Source organism: Pseudonocardia wallangbongensis, assembly GCF_054486945.1.
In genome coordinates this window covers 303,228-319,714 of the sequence record NZ_JBRERS010000005.1, presented here as the reverse complement: position 1 = coordinate 319,714, position 16,487 = coordinate 303,228, and the positions used below count along the sequence as shown (strand labels likewise).

The 16,487-nt window shown below is 72.6% G+C and carries 15 protein-coding genes and 1 tRNA gene; 10 read left to right on the top strand and 6 right to left on the bottom strand.

All coding sequences use genetic code 11. The features are described from left to right. Positions 1-60: 60 nt before the first annotated feature. Positions 61-654, top strand: coding sequence for a hypothetical protein (locus ACU436_RS20530; protein WP_459027588.1), 594 nt, complete (start codon positions 61-63; stop codon positions 652-654). A 382-nt stretch (positions 655-1,036) separates the two neighbouring features. After that, positions 1,037-3,739 carry a type I DNA topoisomerase gene (gene topA, locus ACU436_RS20525; protein WP_459028169.1) on the top strand — a complete coding sequence of 901 codons (2,703 nt, stop codon included), beginning with the start codon at positions 1,037-1,039 and terminating at the stop codon, positions 3,737-3,739. Positions 3,740-3,747: 8 nt separating this feature from the next. Here the strand turns inward: topA and ACU436_RS20520 are convergent, their stop codons facing one another. Next, a complete protein-coding gene (locus ACU436_RS20520; protein WP_459027586.1) occupies positions 3,748-4,218 on the bottom strand; it encodes a GatB/YqeY domain-containing protein in 471 nt (156 codons plus the stop codon). Positions 4,219-4,263: 45 nt separating this feature from the next. On the opposite strand from ACU436_RS20520, the gene ACU436_RS20515 reads away from it, so the two are divergent. Together ACU436_RS20515 and ACU436_RS20510 are read left to right on the top strand one after the other, a co-directional pair. Then, entirely contained in the window at positions 4,264-5,199 is a 936-nt protein-coding gene (locus ACU436_RS20515; RefSeq protein ID WP_459027584.1) for a metallophosphoesterase, read from the top strand. Between the two features lie 24 nt (positions 5,200-5,223). Then, a tRNA-Pro gene (locus ACU436_RS20510) sits at positions 5,224-5,300 on the top strand. A 301-nt stretch (positions 5,301-5,601) separates the two neighbouring features. Here the strand turns inward: ACU436_RS20510 and ACU436_RS20505 are convergent. Continuing rightward, positions 5,602-7,491: an alkyl/aryl-sulfatase gene (locus ACU436_RS20505; protein ID WP_459027582.1), complete on the bottom strand. Its 1,890-nt coding sequence runs from the start codon at positions 7,489-7,491 to the stop codon at positions 5,602-5,604. A 335-nt stretch (positions 7,492-7,826) separates the two neighbouring features. Between ACU436_RS20505 and ACU436_RS20500 the strand changes: the two genes are divergently transcribed. Beyond that, positions 7,827-8,678 (top strand): hypothetical protein, encoded by an 852-nt coding sequence (locus ACU436_RS20500; protein ID WP_459027580.1) that lies wholly within the window; start codon positions 7,827-7,829, stop codon positions 8,676-8,678. Between the two features lie 18 nt (positions 8,679-8,696). On the opposite strand, the gene ACU436_RS20495 is transcribed toward ACU436_RS20500, so the two are convergent. Continuing rightward, positions 8,697-9,083 carry a hypothetical protein gene (locus ACU436_RS20495; protein WP_459027578.1) on the bottom strand — a complete coding sequence of 129 codons (387 nt, stop codon included), beginning with the start codon at positions 9,081-9,083 and terminating at the stop codon, positions 8,697-8,699. Positions 9,084-9,166: 83 nt separating this feature from the next. On the opposite strand from ACU436_RS20495, the gene ACU436_RS20490 reads away from it, so the two are divergent. Together ACU436_RS20490 and ACU436_RS20485 are read left to right on the top strand one after the other, a co-directional pair. After that, positions 9,167-9,436 carry a MerR family transcriptional regulator gene (locus ACU436_RS20490; RefSeq protein ID WP_459027576.1) on the top strand — a complete coding sequence of 90 codons (270 nt, stop codon included), beginning with the start codon at positions 9,167-9,169 and terminating at the stop codon, positions 9,434-9,436. Positions 9,437-9,593: 157 nt separating this feature from the next. Then, entirely contained in the window at positions 9,594-10,160 is a 567-nt protein-coding gene (locus ACU436_RS20485; protein ID WP_459027574.1) for a dienelactone hydrolase family protein, read from the top strand. On the opposite strand, the gene ACU436_RS20480 is transcribed toward ACU436_RS20485, so the two are convergent. Further along, positions 10,120-11,274: a Cmx/CmrA family chloramphenicol efflux MFS transporter gene (locus ACU436_RS20480; protein ID WP_459027572.1), complete on the bottom strand. Its 1,155-nt coding sequence runs from the start codon at positions 11,272-11,274 to the stop codon at positions 10,120-10,122. The genes ACU436_RS20485 and ACU436_RS20480 overlap by 41 nt on opposite strands. Positions 11,275-11,474: 200 nt before the next feature. On the opposite strand from ACU436_RS20480, the gene ACU436_RS20475 reads away from it, so the two are divergent. Further along, positions 11,475-11,852, top strand: coding sequence for a VOC family protein (locus ACU436_RS20475; protein WP_459027571.1), 378 nt, complete (start codon positions 11,475-11,477; stop codon positions 11,850-11,852). 7 nt (positions 11,853-11,859) lie between these two features. On the opposite strand, the gene ACU436_RS20470 is transcribed toward ACU436_RS20475, so the two are convergent. Continuing rightward, positions 11,860-12,288: a DUF1707 SHOCT-like domain-containing protein gene (locus tag ACU436_RS20470; protein WP_459027569.1), complete on the bottom strand. Its 429-nt coding sequence runs from the start codon at positions 12,286-12,288 to the stop codon at positions 11,860-11,862. Between the two features lie 75 nt (positions 12,289-12,363). On the opposite strand from ACU436_RS20470, the gene ACU436_RS20465 reads away from it, so the two are divergent. Beyond that, positions 12,364-14,196: a S9 family peptidase gene (locus ACU436_RS20465; RefSeq protein WP_459027567.1), complete on the top strand. Its 1,833-nt coding sequence runs from the start codon at positions 12,364-12,366 to the stop codon at positions 14,194-14,196. Between the two features lie 80 nt (positions 14,197-14,276). After that, complete coding sequence (locus ACU436_RS20460) at positions 14,277-15,323, top strand: GNAT family N-acetyltransferase (RefSeq protein ID WP_459027565.1); 1,047 nt, start codon at positions 14,277-14,279, stop codon at positions 15,321-15,323. 61 nt (positions 15,324-15,384) lie between these two features. Here ACU436_RS20460 and ACU436_RS20455 read toward each other — a convergent pair whose 3' ends face one another. Next, entirely contained in the window at positions 15,385-16,470 is a 1,086-nt protein-coding gene (locus ACU436_RS20455; RefSeq protein ID WP_459027563.1) for an ABC transporter ATP-binding protein, read from the bottom strand. Between the last annotated feature and the right edge of the window lie 17 nt (positions 16,471-16,487).

Sequence of the window (16,487 nt, the reverse complement as noted above, 5' to 3'; positions counted from 1 at the left end):
AGCACGGCCGATCGGCGCGTCCGGTACCGCGAATCGAACGGGTGTTCTACTCTCCGTTTCGTGTCGCAGCTGTCGATGTTCTCCGCGGAGGCGCGGCCGCCACAGGTGGGCGACCTGGCGGGGCTGCTCTGCGGTCCGGGGCAGATCGCCCGGTTCGGCGCCGGGGACCAGGCCAGGCTCTCGATCGTCCTGCCCGACCCCGCCCGTGCGCCCGCGGTCGCCACCGCGTGCGCGGCAATCGGCATCCCGGTCACGACCTCCCGCACCGAGTCCGGGGGCCTCGCCCTGCGCACGGCGTTCCGATGCGACCTGGTCGGGCTGGCGAAGGCGTGGATGCGGGGATCGGTGAAATGTGTTCCGGAGGGATGGCAGCTGGACGGTCCGGCGTTACGCATGTGGGCGCTCGCGGCGGGCCGTCCCGATGAGCGGGGCGGCTACCTGCTGGCGCTCGACCCGCGCGCTCTCGAAACGCACCTCCCGCTCATCGCGGCGGCCACGCGAGCCGGTCTTCCACCGGCTCGGGACGGACGGGGACCGGCCCTGCGGATCAGCGGCACGCGGCGTGTCGCACGCCTGGTCGAGCTGGTCGGCCCGGTTCCACCGGGGGCCGCGACCGCCGAGTGGCCGCGGTACTGGGGTAGAACTGCATCTTGACGGGGTGGTTAGGCTCTCGCGGCGCAGTTCGGCAGCACGTCGGTCCGTCCCCGGTTCCGCAGCTGAATGTGACGAGCGTGACACCGTAGGTGGGTGTGCGAGTGCACGGTTCCGGCGAAAGCCGGTACCCGGGCCACGCATACTCGGTGTCCTGGCCTCCGTGCAGCCGGCGCGGTGGGTACCGGGGACGGCCGGTGCGGGTGCCGACGACAGGCGCTCGCCAGTACGTCCGTAGACGATGGAGTAGGACCAGGTGGCAACCGGAACGACGAGTGCGAAGCCCGCGACCCGGAAGGGCGCGGGCGGCGGCCGCACGGCGGGGGGCGGCCGGGGTACCGGCACGTCCACCGGAGCCGCCAACGGGCGGCCGACGCGACGGCTGGTGATCGTCGAGTCCGGCACGAAGGCCAAGAAGATCCAGCAGTTCCTCGGGCGCGACTACATCGTGGAGGCCTCGGTCGGGCACATCCGCGACCTGCCACGTGGGGCCGCGGACGTGCCGGCCAAGTACAAGGGCGAGTCGTGGGCCCGCCTGGGCGTCGACGTCGACAACCAGTTCGCGCCGCTCTACATCATCACGCCCGAGAAGAAGGGCAAGGTGGCGGAGCTCAAGGACGCGGTGAAGTCCGTGGACGAGATCCTGCTCGCCACCGACCCCGACCGTGAGGGCGAGGCCATCGCCTGGCACCTGCTGGACACGCTCAAGCCGAAGATCCCGGTGCGCCGGATGGTCTTCCACGAGATCAGCGAGCCGGCCATCCGTGCGGCCGTGGAGAACCTGCGCGACCTCGACCACGACCTCGTCGACGCGCAGGAGACCCGGCGCATCCTCGACCGCCTCTACGGCTACGAGGTCTCCCCCGTGCTGTGGAAGAAGGTCATGCCGAAGCTCTCGGCGGGCCGGGTGCAGTCGGTGGCCACGCGGATCGTCGTGCAGCGCGAGCGTGAGCGGATGGCGTTCGTCTCCGCCTCCTACTGGGACATCGCCGCCCAGCTCGACGCCGGCGCCGAGGCGAGCCCGCGGCAGTTCCCGGCGCGCCTGGTGGCCGTCGACGGCACGCGCGTGGCCACGGGCCGCGACTTCGGGCCCGACGGCCGGCTCAAGAGCAGCGGACGCAAGGACGCCGCCCGCGCCCTGGACGAGCCGAGCGCCCGCCGGCTGGCGCAGGCCCTCGAGGGCCGCGACCTCGCCGTCGAGTCGGTGGAGTCGAAGCCCTACACGCGCAGGCCGTACCCACCGTTCATGACCTCCACGCTGCAGCAGGAGGCGGGTCGCAAGCTGCGGTTCACGGCCGACCGCACGATGCGCAGCGCGCAGCGGCTCTACGAGAACGGCTACATCACCTACCTGCGCACCGACTCCACCACGCTGTCGGACGCCGCGATCCAGGCCGCCCGCACGCAGGCCCGCGAGCTGTACGGCGACGAGTACGTCTCGCCGCAGCCGCGCCAGTACACGCGCAAGGTCAAGAACGCGCAGGAGGCCCACGAGGCGATCCGGCCCGCCGGCGAGACGTTCCGGACGCCCGGCGAGATCGCAGGCGAGGTCGACGGCGACGACTTCCGGCTCTACGAGCTGATCTGGCAGCGCACGGTGGCCTCGCAGATGGCGGACGCGCGCGGCACCACCGTCAGCATCCGGATCGCCGGCACGGCCGCCACCGGCGAGGACGTCACGTTCGCCGCGTCCGGGCGCACGATCACGTTCGCCGGCTTCCTCAAGGCCTACGTGGAGACCCTCGACGAGGGCAGCGACGGCCAGGCCGACGACGCTGAGTCCCGGCTGCCGGAACTCACGACGGGGCAGGCGCTCACCGCGGCGGAGCTGACGCCGGAGGGGCACACCACCAACCCGCCGTCCCGCTACACCGAGCCGAGCCTGATCAAGGCGCTCGAGGACCTCGGCATCGGCCGCCCGTCGACCTACTCGTCGATCATCAAGACCATCCAGGACCGCGGCTACGTGTGGAAGAAGGGACAGGCGCTCGTGCCGTCCTGGGTCGCCTTCGCCGTGATCGGGTTGCTCGAGCACCACTTCAACCGGCTGGTCGACTACGACTTCACGGCCACCATGGAGGACGAGCTCGACGCGATCGCCCAGGGCAACCAGCAGCGCACCGACTGGTTGTCGGGCTTCTACTTCGGCGCCGCCCAGGGCGCGGAGGGCTCGGTGGCGCGCGCCGGTGGGCTGAAGAAGCTCGTGGGCGTCAACCTCGAGGAGATCGACGCTCGCGAGATCAACTCGGTTCCGGTGTTCGACGACGTCGTGGTCCGCGTGGGGCGCTACGGGCCCTACCTGGAGCGTGTGCGCGACGGCCAGTCGCAGCGGGCCAACCTGCCCGACGACCTGCCGCCCGACGAGCTGACCCCGGAGGTCGCGGAGCAGCTGTTCTCGGTGCCGCAGGAGGGCCGCTCGCTGGGCGTCGACCCGGTCACCGGACACGAGATCGTGGCGAAGGAGGGCCGCTACGGGCCCTACGTCACGGAGATCCTCCCGGAGCCGGAGCAGCCGGCCCCCACCAACGGCACCGCGAAGAAGAAGGCCCCCGCGAAGCCCAAGCCGCGCACCGGCTCGCTGTTCAAGACGATGACCACCGATGCGGTCACGCTCGAGGAGGCTCTGCGGCTGCTGTCGCTGCCACGCCTGGTCGGCACCGACCCGGAGAGCGGCGAGGAGATCACGGCGCAGAACGGCCGCTACGGCCCGTACCTGAAGAAGGGCACCGACTCCCGCTCGCTCACGGGCGAGGAGCAGCTGTTCACGGTCACGCTCGACGAGGCGCTCGAGCTGTACAAGCAGCCCAAGCAGCGGGGCAGGCGCGCCGCCGCGGCCACCCCGCCGCTGCGGGAGCTCGGCAAGGACGGCGCCACCGGTAAGCCGATGGTGGTCAAGGACGGCCGGTTCGGCCCGTACGTCACCGACGGCGAGACCAACGCGTCGCTGCGCAAGGGCGACGACGTCGAGAAGATCACCGACGAGCGCGCGAGCGAGCTGCTGGCCGAGCGCCGCGCCAAGGGCGGCACGAAGCGGGCGCCGGCACGCAAGAGGGCGGCGCCGCGGAAGAAGGCGGACGCCAAGAACTGACCGTTGGGTCAGGTCGTGAGGAGCGCCTTCACCGCCGCGGCCAGGCGGCGCCCGTCGGCTCGGCCGGCGGCCGCGGCCGTCGCGTTCTTCATGACCTGGCCCATCTGCCGCGGCCCGGGCCGCTCTCCCAGGTCGGCGGCGGTCTGCTCGACGGCGGCGCGGGCGATCTCGGCCAGCTCGTCGTCGGACAACTGCGCCGGCAGGTAGCGGGCCAGCACCTCGCCCTCCGCGCGCTCCTGCGCGGCGAGCTCGTCGCGGCCCGCCCCGGCGAACGCCTCGGCCGACTCGGCGCGCTTCTTGGCCTCTTTCCGGATGATCGCGAGCACCTCGTCGTCCTTGAGCTCCCGGGCCTCGGCGCCCGCTACCTCCGCGTGCCCGATGGCCGTCAGCGTCATCCGGAGGGTGGCCTTCACCAGCTCGTCCCTGGACTTCATCGCCGCGGTCAGGTCGGACCGCAGCCGCTCCTTGAGAGTGCTCACGGGAGCGCACGCTAATGCACTCCCCGTCCGACGTACCCTGCAGTTGTGAACAGCTGGGCACGGGTCGCGCTCGGCGCGACCACCACCGGTGCGGCCACCCTCGCCTATGCCGCCGGTTTCGAGCGCCGCAGGTGGACCCTCCGGCAGAGCACGCTCCCGGTGCTGGCGACGGGCGCGCGGCCGCTGCGCGTGCTGCACATCTCGGATCTGCACCTCACGCCCCGCCAGCGCAGCAAGCAACGTTGGGTGGCCCGGCTGGCCGAGCTGGAGCCCGACCTGGTCGTCAACACCGGCGACAACCTCGCCCACCCGCGCGCCGTCCCGGCCGCCGTCGCCGCGCTCGGCCCGCTGCTCGACCTGCCGGGCCTGTTCGTGTTCGGCAGCAACGACTACTTCGGCCCCACCCCCAAGAACCCCGCCCGGTACCTGGCTAAGAGCACCCGCCGCAGCCACGGCGAGCCGCTGCCGTGGCGCGACCTGCGGGCCGCGCTCCTGGAGCGCGGGTGGCACGACGCCACCCACTCGCGCGTCGATCTCACCGTGGGCGGGCTCGACGTGGCCGCGGCCGGGGTGGACGACCCCCACCTCGGCCTGGACCGCTACGACCGCGTCGCAGGCCGCCGCGCGGGCGCCCTGCGCCTCGGCCTCACCCACTCCCCCGAACCACGGGTGCTCGACCGGTTCGCCGCCGACGACTACGACCTCGTGCTGGCCGGCCACACGCACGGCGGTCAGCTGCGGGTTCCCGGCATCGGCGCGCTCGTCACGAACTGCGGCCTCGACCGCTCCCGCGCCCGCGGCGCGTCCCGCTGGGGCGTCCACACGTGGCTGCACGTCTCCGCGGGGCTCGGCACGTCCCCGTTCGCCCCGGTGCGGTTCGCCTGCCCTCCGGAGGCCACCTTGTTGACCCTCGTGCCCCGGCCGTCGCTGGCGGCCGCGGCGCGGGCCACCCCTGCGTCGGCCTCCGCGGACGTCGGCTAGACTCGTCCCCGGCCCTCGGGCCATCGGGGTGTGGCGCAGCTTGGTAGCGCGCTTCGTTCGGGACGAAGAGGTCGCAGGTTCAAATCCTGTCACCCCGACCAGAAGAAGCCAGGTCAGGGCCGGTCTCCCGCAGAGGGAGGCCGGCCCTGAATCCGTTTGGGGCCTCCCCGGGAGGATTCTGGGAGACGATCTCGAACGTGCGGGCTCCGCACGGCTTGCTGGTGTCCCGAACCGGAAGTCCGGTGCATAAATCGGCGGATCCAGGTTTCCGCTGGGTGCGCCGGCGGGCCGGCCTCGTACCGGGCGTACTCGGACGGTTCGCCGGTGCGGCCAGCGGGAAGCTGGGCCGTCGAGTTATGTGATGGACTTTCGGTTCGGGACACTAGTGCCTGGCGGCACGACTCAGTCCGGCGTGACGATCGCGAAGTTCTTGTCGCCCGGGTCCAGGACGCCTTCGAGGCGTGCGAGGACCGATGCGTCACCGGTCAGCTCGATGCCCGCCTCGGCGAGGCCCTCGGTGCTCAGTCGGCCCATCGCGAGCGCGGGTAGCGCACGCCGGGTCGTGGTGAGCATCGCGTCCGCGTCGCCCTTCTGCGGTCGCGGGCTGTAGGTCAGGACTCCGTTGGCGAGGCGAAGGCGGTACCGCTCGTCCACGTCGGTGAGCACGACGTCGATGCTGAGCTTCTCGTCCCATGCCCGGGGTCCGTCGACCTGGATGGCGATGGCGTCGAACAGCATCGAGGGTGTGAGCTGGCCGATCACGTCGGGTGCGTTGGCCTCCGTCGGCGAGCCGAACCGCCCGTCGCGCAGCTCGGTCGCCCCGGACAGGTAGAAGCAACGCCAGGTGCCGTTCTCCGAGCCGTACCCGAGCTGCTCGTAGGTGTCGGCGAGCAGTTCGCGACCGGCCGCGTGGTCGGGCTGCGCGAACAGGACATGGTTGACGACCTCGGCGACCCACCGGTAGTCGCCTGCGTCGTACGCGCCTCGCGCCTTCTCGATGACCGCGTCGGCGCCGCCCATGAAGTCGACGTAGCGCTTTGCCTTCTCGACGGGCGGGTGCTCCCACAGGTGGGCCGGGTTGCCATCGAACCAGCCCAGGTAGCGCTGGTAGATGGCCTTGACGTTGTGGCTGACCGAGCCGTAGTAGCCGCGGGCGTTCCAGGCGTTCTCCAGCGCGGCGGGCAGGACGATCTCCTCGGCGACCTCCGGACCGACCAACCCCTTGTTGAGCATCCGGAGTGTCTGGTCGTGCAAGTAGGCGTACAGGTCCCGTTGCGTCGACAGGAACTCGACCACGCGGTCGGCACCCCAGGTCGGCCAGTGGTGTGAGGCGAAGACGACTTCGGCCTCGCCGCCGAACAGGTCGATCGTCTCGGTGAGGTAGCGGGCCCAGGCGTGCGGGTCGCGCACGACCGCGCCGCGCAGGGTCAGCAGGTTGTGCAGGTTGTGCGTGGCGTCCTCGGCCGCGCAGAGGGCCTTGAAGTCGGGCAGGTACACGAGCATCTCCGCCGGCGCCTCGGTGCCCGGCGCCATCTGGAAGGCCATCCGCACACCGTCGACGGTCTCCTCGTGCCCCGTCGTGGTGATGATGCCGGTCGGCGGGATCAGCGTGACCGTGCCGGTGGACACGGTCTGCCCGAGGCCGGCTCCGACCTGCCCCTGCGGGCCGCGGGCCAGCGCGGCTCCGTACATGTACGCCGACCGGCGGCTCATAGCTGTGCCCGCATAGACGTTCTCCGCAACCGCCTCCTGGATGAAGCCGTCGGGAGCGAAGATCTTCACGGCCCCGGCGTCGACCTCGTCCTGCGTGACGAAGCCCTTCACGCCGCCGAAGTGGTCGACGTGCGAGTGCGTGTAGATGATCGCCTTGACCGGCCGGTCACCGCGGTGTCGGCGGTACAGAGCCAGTGCGGCCGCACCCGTCTCGGCCGTGAGAAGGGTGTCGATCACGACGACGCCCTCGTCACCCTCGACGAAGGTCGTGTTCGACAGGTCCATGCCGCGGACCTGGTAGATCCCCTCGACGACCTCGAACAGCCCCCCGATCGCGACGAGGCTGGACTGGCGCCACAGGCTCGGGTTCACGCTGTCCGGGGCGTCACCGTCGAGGAACGAGTAGGTCGAGTTGTCCCACAGGGCCTGCCCGTCCCCGTCGGCGACGGGGGACTCGATCGGGGCGACCAGACCTCGGTTGGCATCCTCGAAGTCCTGGGTATCGGAGAAGGGCAGGCGCTTCAGTAGATCTTCCTGCTGCTGGACGATCGCCGTAGATGCGGACTTCGGAGTCGACATATCGCGACCCTGGCGACCCCCGGAACGGGCGTCCTCACCCGCCGCGGATGAGGTGAGTCGACGCAGTCCCACGTCGAGTCGGTGGCGCGGTCGAGATCATCAGCGACGGCCATGGGGGCGGACCTCCCTGGTGCGGCTGTTTCTGGTCGGTGGTTCGAGAACGTCAGGCGACAGCAGCCGCGATACCCTCGGCAGCGACGCAATCGTTCCCTCCCGTGTCACGCAGCGGCCCCTCGTGGCCGCTCGTGTCCCTGGGACGGAGCCGGCGCCGCGTTCTCGACACCCGAGGGTCGTTGGCCCCCAACCAGATCGGCGCGACGGGAGTCGGACTCGGTATGCGGTCTGGGACTGATCGGGTCTTCACCACCGTGCGGTTCGCCGCCGTGGCCATCTGCGCGGCAACCGCGGCCGGTCTGGTCTGGCTGGCCGTGCGCACGGTCGTCACGGCGGGTCACCTGGTCGCGGCGACGCCCGGGCTGGTGATGCTCGCCGCGACGCTGGGCGCCGTCGTGGCGCTCGCACGTTCCGGGCTCGTCGCGGGCGCCGGCCCGTCCAGCGCGAAGGCAGCCGCCGCCGCGAAGCGGGGCGAGATGCTGGCGGCCGCGCTGGCCGGCATCGCCGTCGCCGCCGGGTTGCTCACCGGGGTGACCGGCGGCGTGGTGAGCGGGACGGCCATCGGCCTCGCGGCAGTGGCCTTCTTCGCCCTGAGCCGCACGTTCCACGGGGCGGCCGCGGTCCTCGAACGGTCGGCGCCACCCGCGCTGCCGGCGCCCGGAACGGCGGTGCTCGCGAAACCGGCGGACATCGAACGCGCCGCCGCGAGCCGGCCCTACCCCTACCCGAGCCCGCTGCCGGCCGCCGTGAAGTCCGCCCACCGGGACGCGGTCGTCGCGCACGGGTTCCGGGCGACCGCATGGGGCATGCTCATCGTGCTACCCGGCATGCCGCTGGTCGTGATATCGCTGTTCTGGGGGCTCGGAAGGCACGGGTCCGCAGCGGACGGCCTGTGGAGCACCGCCCCGCTCGTCGCGGCCGGGCTGCTGGCCGGCGGGCTGTTGTGCCTGGCGATCGCGGTACCCCCGACGGTACGACACGCCAAGATCGTCAGCCGGCACCGGCGGCTGCTCACGGCATACGGCATCGAGGTGAACGCCCAAGGTGTCGAGATCCCCCCGCGGCAGCGGTGATCATCGGGTCGGCCGCCGTCACCGGCGCAGCCAGCGGGCCGCCGCATCGAAGGTGTCCGAGGGCGAGCCGTTGAAGGCGATCGCGGCACCGGGTGCGTGCCGGCGCACGAGGTTCACGATGCGTTCGAAGAGTTCGAGCTGGTCCTCGGGCTTGCGGACGCCGCCACCGACGACGACCACCTCCCACGGACGGCTGCCGAGCGCCCCGGTCACGACCGCCTCGATGTCGTCGCTCCCGTCGAGCCCGAACAGGCAGCTCTCGACCCCGACCCCGGCGTCGGCGAAACGGGCCATGCCGACCGCGACCGCCTCGACCACGGGTGCCGGGTCCCAGGGCCCGGGCACCCGGAACGGGTCGAGCCCGATCACGAGGACCCGCGGCTCGGGAACGGCGGTGGTGTTCACCCCGCCAAGGTAACGGCCGGCCGGTACCGCAGCACCAGCACCGCGACGAGCACCATCAGCACCGCGCTGACGAGCGACGTCACGTGGAACCCCGACGTGAACGCGGCACGCGCGGCGGTCAGCAGCGGATCCGCGAGCGCGGCCGGAAGCTGGTGGCCGACCGCAGCCGCACCAGCCTCGCCGACTGCATCGGCTGCGGCTGCCTCTCCCTGGACCGGTGCCTGCTGCGCAACCGCGACGACCGGCTCGGCGAGCAGGGCAGCGGCCCGCGCCGCCTGCTCACGCGCGCCCTCCGCGCGGAGGAGCGGGCCCGCAGCTCACCCGGCCCGACCGACGGGTACCGTCGGACGTGATCGGCTGGCTTCCCCACGGAGGAATGGCACATGGACACGCCCTGGGACTGGGTCTGGGACTACTGGACGGTCACGATGTTCCTCCCGGCGGTCCTGCTGCTCATCGCGACCCTGGCGTTCATCACGCGCCTCGCCGACCGGAAGTGACACCGGCCTCGTGGCCGAGGTGCTCCTGTTCCACCACGCGCTGGGGTTGACCCCCGGCTGCGTCGCGTTCGCCGACGCCCTGCGCACCGCCGGGCACGTCGTGCACACGCCCGACCTGTACGAGGGCCGCACCTTCACCTCGGTGGTCGCCGGCGTCAGGCACGCCGAGGAGGTCGGCTTCGGCACGATCGTCGAACGCGGCAGGCGGGCGGCCGAGGCGCTGCCCGCCGCGATCGTCCCCGCCGGGTTCTCGCTCGGGGTGATGCCCGCACAGATGATCGCCCAGACGCGGCCGGGCGCGACGGGCGCCCTGCTGTTGCACGGGTGCGTCCCCCTTTCCTTCTACGGGGGCTCGTGGCCGCAGGGGGTGCCGCTCCAGATCCACGCGATGGCCCTCGACGAGCTCGGGGACGTCCACGTCGCCCACGAGCTCGTCGGGGCCGTCGCGGAGGCGGAGCTGCACCTCTACCCGGGTGACGGGCACCTGTTCACCGACAGCGCCTCGCCGGACTACGACGAGGCCGCCACGGCACTGGTCATGCGACGGGTGCTCGAGTTCCTGCGGAGAACGGGATAGCGAGGGCGAGAGCGGCGGCGACCAGCGCCGCGCTCACCCACAGCGGCGCGCCCAGCCCGAGGCCGGCCGCGATCGTGCTCCCCCCGATCCACGGGCCGGCAGCGGCACCGACGTTGAACGACGCCGTCGCGAAGCTCCCCGCGAGGTTCGGCGCGTCCGAGCCCATGTACAGCGCACGAGCGATCAGCGTGCTACCCACCGCGAACGCGAGCGTGCCCAGCAACGGAACGAGGACGACCGCTGCGGCGGCGTTGCCGGCCACGAGCGCGAACACGACCCATCCGGTGGCGAGCAGGGTGCCGCCGCCCGCGAGCACCGGCCCGGGGTGGCTGTCGGACCAGCGTGCGGCGAGCCGGACGCCGAGGAACGAGCCGCCGCCGAACAGGGCCAGCATCGCGGGGATCCACCCGGCTTCGATCCCGGCGACGTCGGTGAGCACCGGGGCGAGGAACGTGAACGAGCAGAACGTGGCCCCGTTGACGAGCGCTCCGAGCAGGAGCGTCCCCAGCAACCTCGGACGTCGCAGTGTCCGCAGCTCGCCGCGGGCACTCGGCGGGACCGCACCCGAACGCTTCTTCGGCACCGACGTCAGCACCCCGACGAGGGCGGGGACGCAGAGCAGCGAGACCACCCAGAAGGCAGAGCGCCAGCCCCACAGGCCGCCGAGGAACGCCCCAGCGGGGACGCCTGCAACGCAGGCGATCGTGGTCCCGGCGAGCAGCACCGCCAGGGCGCGCCCCTTGGCGTCGGGCGGCACGATGCTCGTCACCGTGGCCAGGCCGACCGCGAGGAACCCGGCGTTCGCCAGCGCCCCGACCACCCGGGTGGCGACGAGCACCTCGAAGGAGGCGGCCATGGCCGCGACGACGTGCGCGAGCACGAACGCGGCGAGGAAGGCGACGAGCGCGAGCCGGCGCGGCCAGCGGATGGCCAGCAGCGCCATGAACGGCGCGCCGACGGCCATGCCGACCGCGAACGCGGAGGTCAGCAGGCCGGCATCCGGGATCGAGACGGACATGTCCGATGCGATGTCCGGTACGAGGCCGGCCACCATGAACTCGGACGTTCCCTGGGCGAAGACCGCTGTCCCGAGCAGGTGGACGACAGGCGGCATGGAAGTTTTCTGCACAGCGTGTGCTCCGTGACGAGATCGACGAGGTCGGTGAGATCCGGACCGGTCGAACGGAGCGGGATGCAGGAGCTGACGCCTGGCCACCGATCGACCGGTGGCTACCCTCTGGACGCCTCGGGGCTCGACACGAACGCGAGACTAACGCCCTGCGACGGGCACGAGCCAGCGGCATACTCCGCGGGGTGGAGCGACCCGCGTTGACGCTGTCCGCCACCGTGCTCGATGCCCCTGATCCCCGCGCTCTCGCGGCGTTCTACCGGCAGCTCTTCGGCTGGCCTGCGGTGCAGGAGGATCCGGAATGGGTCACGCTGCGGCCGCCGGGTGGCGGCCCGGGCCTGTCCTTCCAGTTCGAGGAGCTGTACGAGCCCCCGACCTGGCCGGCAGGTCGAGAACGGCAGCAGATGCAGCTGCACCTGGACATCGAGGTCGAGGACCTCGACGGCGCCGTCGCCTACGCGTTGGACGCCGGCGCCACGCTCGCCGGGTTCCAGCCCCAGGAGAACGTGCGGGTGCTCCTCGACCCGGTGGGGCACCCGTTCTGCTTCTTCGTGCGGGAGTGACGGATGCTCAGCGGTCGCGGGGCGGTCGGCCGATCCCCGCGGCGTAGAGCACCGCGAGGGCGACACCGGGCGGCACCGCCACCCAGATCCACCACGGGTGGAGGAAGTGGCCGGTGCTCACCGCGATCAACCCCCACACGACGAAGTTCACGGCGGCGAGGCTGCCCCAGACGATCGTGAGCACCCGCATCGTGATGCCGCCGCCGGTGTCGGAGAACACCGCCCGGCGACCGGACTCGGGCGGGGGCGCCGGGAGATCGCCGGTGATGCGGGCGAGCTCGCCGCGGGTGCGGGCGGCCCAGACGGACCTGACCCGCTCGTCGAACTCACCGAGGTCCAGCTGGCCGATGTCGTGGGCCCGCCGGAGCCGGTCCTGCACCTCGTTGCGCTCCACGTCCGAGATGCGCATGTCCTCGGGTCGCACCGGCTCGGTCACACGCGAATCATCGCAGAGAAGTCACCCGAGGCGAGTGTCACCGAACTCGGCGGGTAGCTGCGGCATGATCCCGGGGTGACCGAGCACCCCCTCGCCCCCGTCCCGGACCGGCTCTTCGACGACGAGCGCGAGCAGCGCTGGCGCGCCCGGTTCACCGCGCCGCGGATGTCGCGGCCGGGCTGGGCGCGCGACGCGCCGGACCGCTGCGTCTACACCTCGAACGCCAGCGGCACCACGGAGGTGTATGTCTGGGACCGCGCCACGGACCAGCACCGGCGGGTCACCGACCGCCGCAGCGGCACCCACATCGCCACGCTCCCGCCGGACGGCGGGTCGGTCTGGTGGTTCGCCGACACCGACGGAGACGAGTTCGGGCACTGGGTGCGCGAACCCTTCGCCGGCCTGCCCGTCGACACCGCGCCGGAGGTCGCCCTCCCCGCCGTCGAGGACGGGTACCCGGCGGGGCTGGAGGTGGGGCGCACCGTCGTGGCCGCGGGAACCTCCACCGACGACGGAACGAAGATCTGGCTGCGCCGCGACGACGGGCCGGCGGAGGTCGTCTACCAGCACGCGGAGGACGCCGGGGTCGGAGCGCTGTCGGAGGACGAGACGCTGCTCGCCATCAGCCACTCCGAGCACGGGGACTCGCGGCACCCGGCGGTCCGGGTCGTGCGCGTGTCCGACGGCAGCCCCGTGGCCGAGAAGTCGGACGGACCGGGGTTGGGCCTGACGCCGCTGGTGTTCGCCCCGGTCGACGGGGACGGGCGGCTCCTGCTGCTGCACGAGCGCCACGGCCGCGAGGAGCTCTTGCTGTGGGACGTCCTCGCCGGCACCGAGCGCGAGATCTCCCTCGACCTGCCCGGCGAGGTCTACGCGGACTTCCACCCGGACGGGCGGAACCTGCTCGTCTGGCACACGGCCGCCGCCCGCACCCGGCTGTACCGGTACGACCTGGAGTCCGGGGAGCTGACCGAGCTGCCGGTGGCCCCCGGCTGCGTGGGCTCCGCAGAGGTGCGCCCCGACGGCACGGTCGAGTACACGTGCTCGTCCGCCGCCGAACCGTCGGCGGTGCGGGCGCTGCACCCGGACGGCACCGACCGCGTGCTCGTCGCCCCGCCGGGAGAGCGCGCCCCGGGCTCGGTGCCGGTGGAGGACCTGTGGGTGGACGGCCCGGGCGGGCCCGTGCATTCCCTCGTCGCGCGCCCCACCGGCGTCGACGGCCCGGCGCCCGCCGTTTTCGCCCTGCACGGTGGCCCGCACGCCTCGGACGAGGACCGGTTCAACCCAGCCCGGGCGGCATGGGTGGACGCCGGGTTCGTGGTCGTCGAGATCAACTACCGCGGCTCGACCGGCTACGGCTCCGGGTGGCGGGACGGGATCGAGGGCCGGCCCGGGCTGACCGAGCTGGAGGACGTCGCCGCCGTGCACGACCGCTGCGTGGCCGACGGGCTGGTGGACCCGGAGCGCTGCGTGGTGGAGGGCTGGTCGTGGGGCGGATACCTCACGCTGCTCGCCGTCGGCACCCAGCCGGACCGGTGGGCGGCCGCACTCGCCGGGGTGCCGGTGGCCGACTACCTCACCGCGTACGCGGACGAGATGGAGCAGCTGCGGGCGTTCGACCGGGCGCTCTTCGGGGGTTCACCCGCCGAGCGACCGGAGGCGTACCGGGACGCCTCACCTCTCACCTACGTCGACCGCGTGCGCGTGCCGGTGCTCGTGCTCGCGGGCGAGAACGACCCGCGGTGCCCGATCCGGCAGGTGGACAACTACCTGGACGCCCTCGCCACCCGCGGTGACGTGACGTACGAGGTGAGCCGCTTCGACGCCGGCCACGGGAGCCTCGTGGTGGAGGAGACGCTCCGGCACGTGGCGACGGAGATCGACTTCGCGCGGCGGGCGGTCCGCTGATTGCTGCAACTTCCCCGGGGCGCGCCGGCCCGTCACGCCGCGGTAGCGGATCGGAAACAACGCACGGGGAAGCTGGTCCCGTGGCACTGTGGCGGATGCACGTCGACCTCGAGGACCAGCCCGGCCGCCTCGGCGGGCTCGCCACCGCCGTCGGCGGGGCCGGCTGCAACATCCTCTCCCTGCACGTGGTCGGGGAGCCGGCCGACGACGGCTCGGTCACCGACGAGCTGATCGTGCAGGTCCCCGATCACATCGAACCGGCCGCGCTGATCGGCGCCGTCGAGGCGGCCGGCATCCCCTGCACGCTGCTGGTGCGCGGCGACGCCACAGAGCTGTCGGACCCGGCCACCACAGCGCTGGCACTCGCGCGGATGGTGGTGGCCGATCCGGGCAGCGCACCCAGCGCGGTGGCCACGATGCTGCGGGCGCGCCTCGTCGACCCGACGTCGGCGCCGTCCGGTCACGTCCACACGCTGCGCGGCGGCACCCAGCAGATCCACGTCGGGCGGCCATGGCCGTTCACCGCGACCGAGCTCTCCCGGGCGGCGGCGCTGCTGGAGCTGGCCACGCAGCTCGCGATGCGGGCCCCGGCCCGCAGCCCGGGCGCGGACCGCGCCCTGCTGTTGCGCGACGGGTCCGAGGTGCGGCTGCGGGCGGCCGAACCCGGTGACGGCGCGCTGGTGGCGGCTCTGCACGCCCGCTGCTCACCGGCGTCGCGGCGCTCCCGCTTCCTCAACCCGGCCCCGCGGCTGCAGCCCGAGGAGCTGGCCGCCGTGCTCGGACCGGCGGTCTCGCCCACGGCGCTGCACGCAGTGCTGGCCGTCACCGCGGACGGTGGCAGCGCCGTCGGCGTCGCCAACCTCGATCCGGAGCCGGACGCGCCCGGATCGGCCAGGGCCGCCGTGCTGGTCGAGGACGGATGGCAGGGCCGCGGGCTCGGCACGGCGCTGCTGCGGCGCCTCGTGGAGGTGGCCGCGGAACACGGGCACGCGGAGATCGTGGGCTGCGCGCGCCCGGACGACGTCGGCATCACGCGGCTGCTGCGCCGGGCCGGGCTGCGGCCGGCGGCCGAGATCCTCGGCACCGAGGTGCGGCTGCGGGCCGCACTGCCCGCGCCGGTCGGGTGAGGACGGACCGCGGCCCCGGAACCGAGGATCCGGTCCCGGGGCCGCAGACGTGCTGCGCGGATCAGGCCTCGATGCGCTCGCCCGTGTCGCCCGCGAACAGGTGCAGGTGGCCCTGCCGCGGCGCGAAGTGCAGCACCGAGCCCTTGTCGGGCACGTTGCGGCCGTCGACCCGGGCGATGATCGGGCGGCGCTCGCCGCCGATCTCGCTGGTGCCGTAGACGTACGCGTCCGCGCCGAGCTCCTCGACGACGTCCACCTCGGTGGCCAGCCCACGCCCGGCCTCGACCGGCTCCATGTCCTCGGGCCGGACGCCGACGGTCACCGAGCGGGTGGAGCCGACCTCCTCCACCGCGGTGCGCGGGATGCTGATGTCGGCGCCGCCGAAGTGCAGCGTGTCGCCGTCGACGTCCACCGGCAGCAGGTTCATCGCGGGCGAGCCGATGAAGCCCGCGACGAACACGTTGGTCGGCTTGTCGTACATCTGACGCGGCGTGGCGACCTGCTGGAGGAGACCGTCCTTGAGCACCGCCACGCGGTCGCCCATCGTCATCGCCTCGACCTGGTCGTGGGTGACGTAGACCGTGGTGATGCCCAGCCGACGCTGCAGCGCGGCGATCTGGGTGCGGGTGGAGACGCGCAGCTTGGCGTCCAGGTTGGACAGCGGCTCGTCCATGCAGAACACCTGCGGCTGGCGCACGATGGCCCGGCCCATCGCCACGCGCTGGCGCTGACCACCGGAGAGGGCCTTCGGGCGGCGCTCGAGGTAGTCCTCGAGGTCGAGGAGCTTGGCGGCTTCACCCACCCGCTCCGCGATCTCCGACTTCGGGCGGCCGGCGATCTTGAGCGCGAAGCCCATGTTCTCGGCGACGGTCATGTGCGGGTACAGCGCGTAGTTCTGGAAGACCATCGCGATGTCGCGGTCCTTCGGGGGGACCCGGGTGACGTCACGGCCGCCGATGTGGATGGAGCCCTGGTCGATGTCCTCGAGTCCGGCGAGCATCCGCAGCGACGTGGACTTGCCGCATCCGGACGGTCCGACCAGGACGAGGAACTCGCCGTCGGCGACCTCCAGGTCGAGCGAGTCGACCGCGGGCTTGGTGGACCCCGGGTAGATGCGGGTCGCCTTTTCATAGGTCACAGCAGCCATGCTGTGCTCCTTCCACC

Bases quoted from the DNA above. Each gene is read 5' to 3' on its own strand.
- ACU436_RS20500 (WP_459027580.1), top strand. From the start codon at position 7,827: ATGCGGTCTGGGACTGATCGGGTCTTCACCACCGTGCGGTTCGCCGCC.
- ACU436_RS20480 (WP_459027572.1), bottom strand. From the start codon at position 11,274: ATGCCGCCTGTCGTCCACCTGCTCGGGACAGCGGTCTTCGCCCAGGGA.
- ACU436_RS20455 (WP_459027563.1), bottom strand. From the start codon at position 16,470: ATGGCTGCTGTGACCTATGAAAAGGCGACCCGCATCTACCCGGGGTCC.
- ACU436_RS20505 (WP_459027582.1), bottom strand. From the start codon at position 7,491: ATGTCGACTCCGAAGTCCGCATCTACGGCGATCGTCCAGCAGCAGGAA.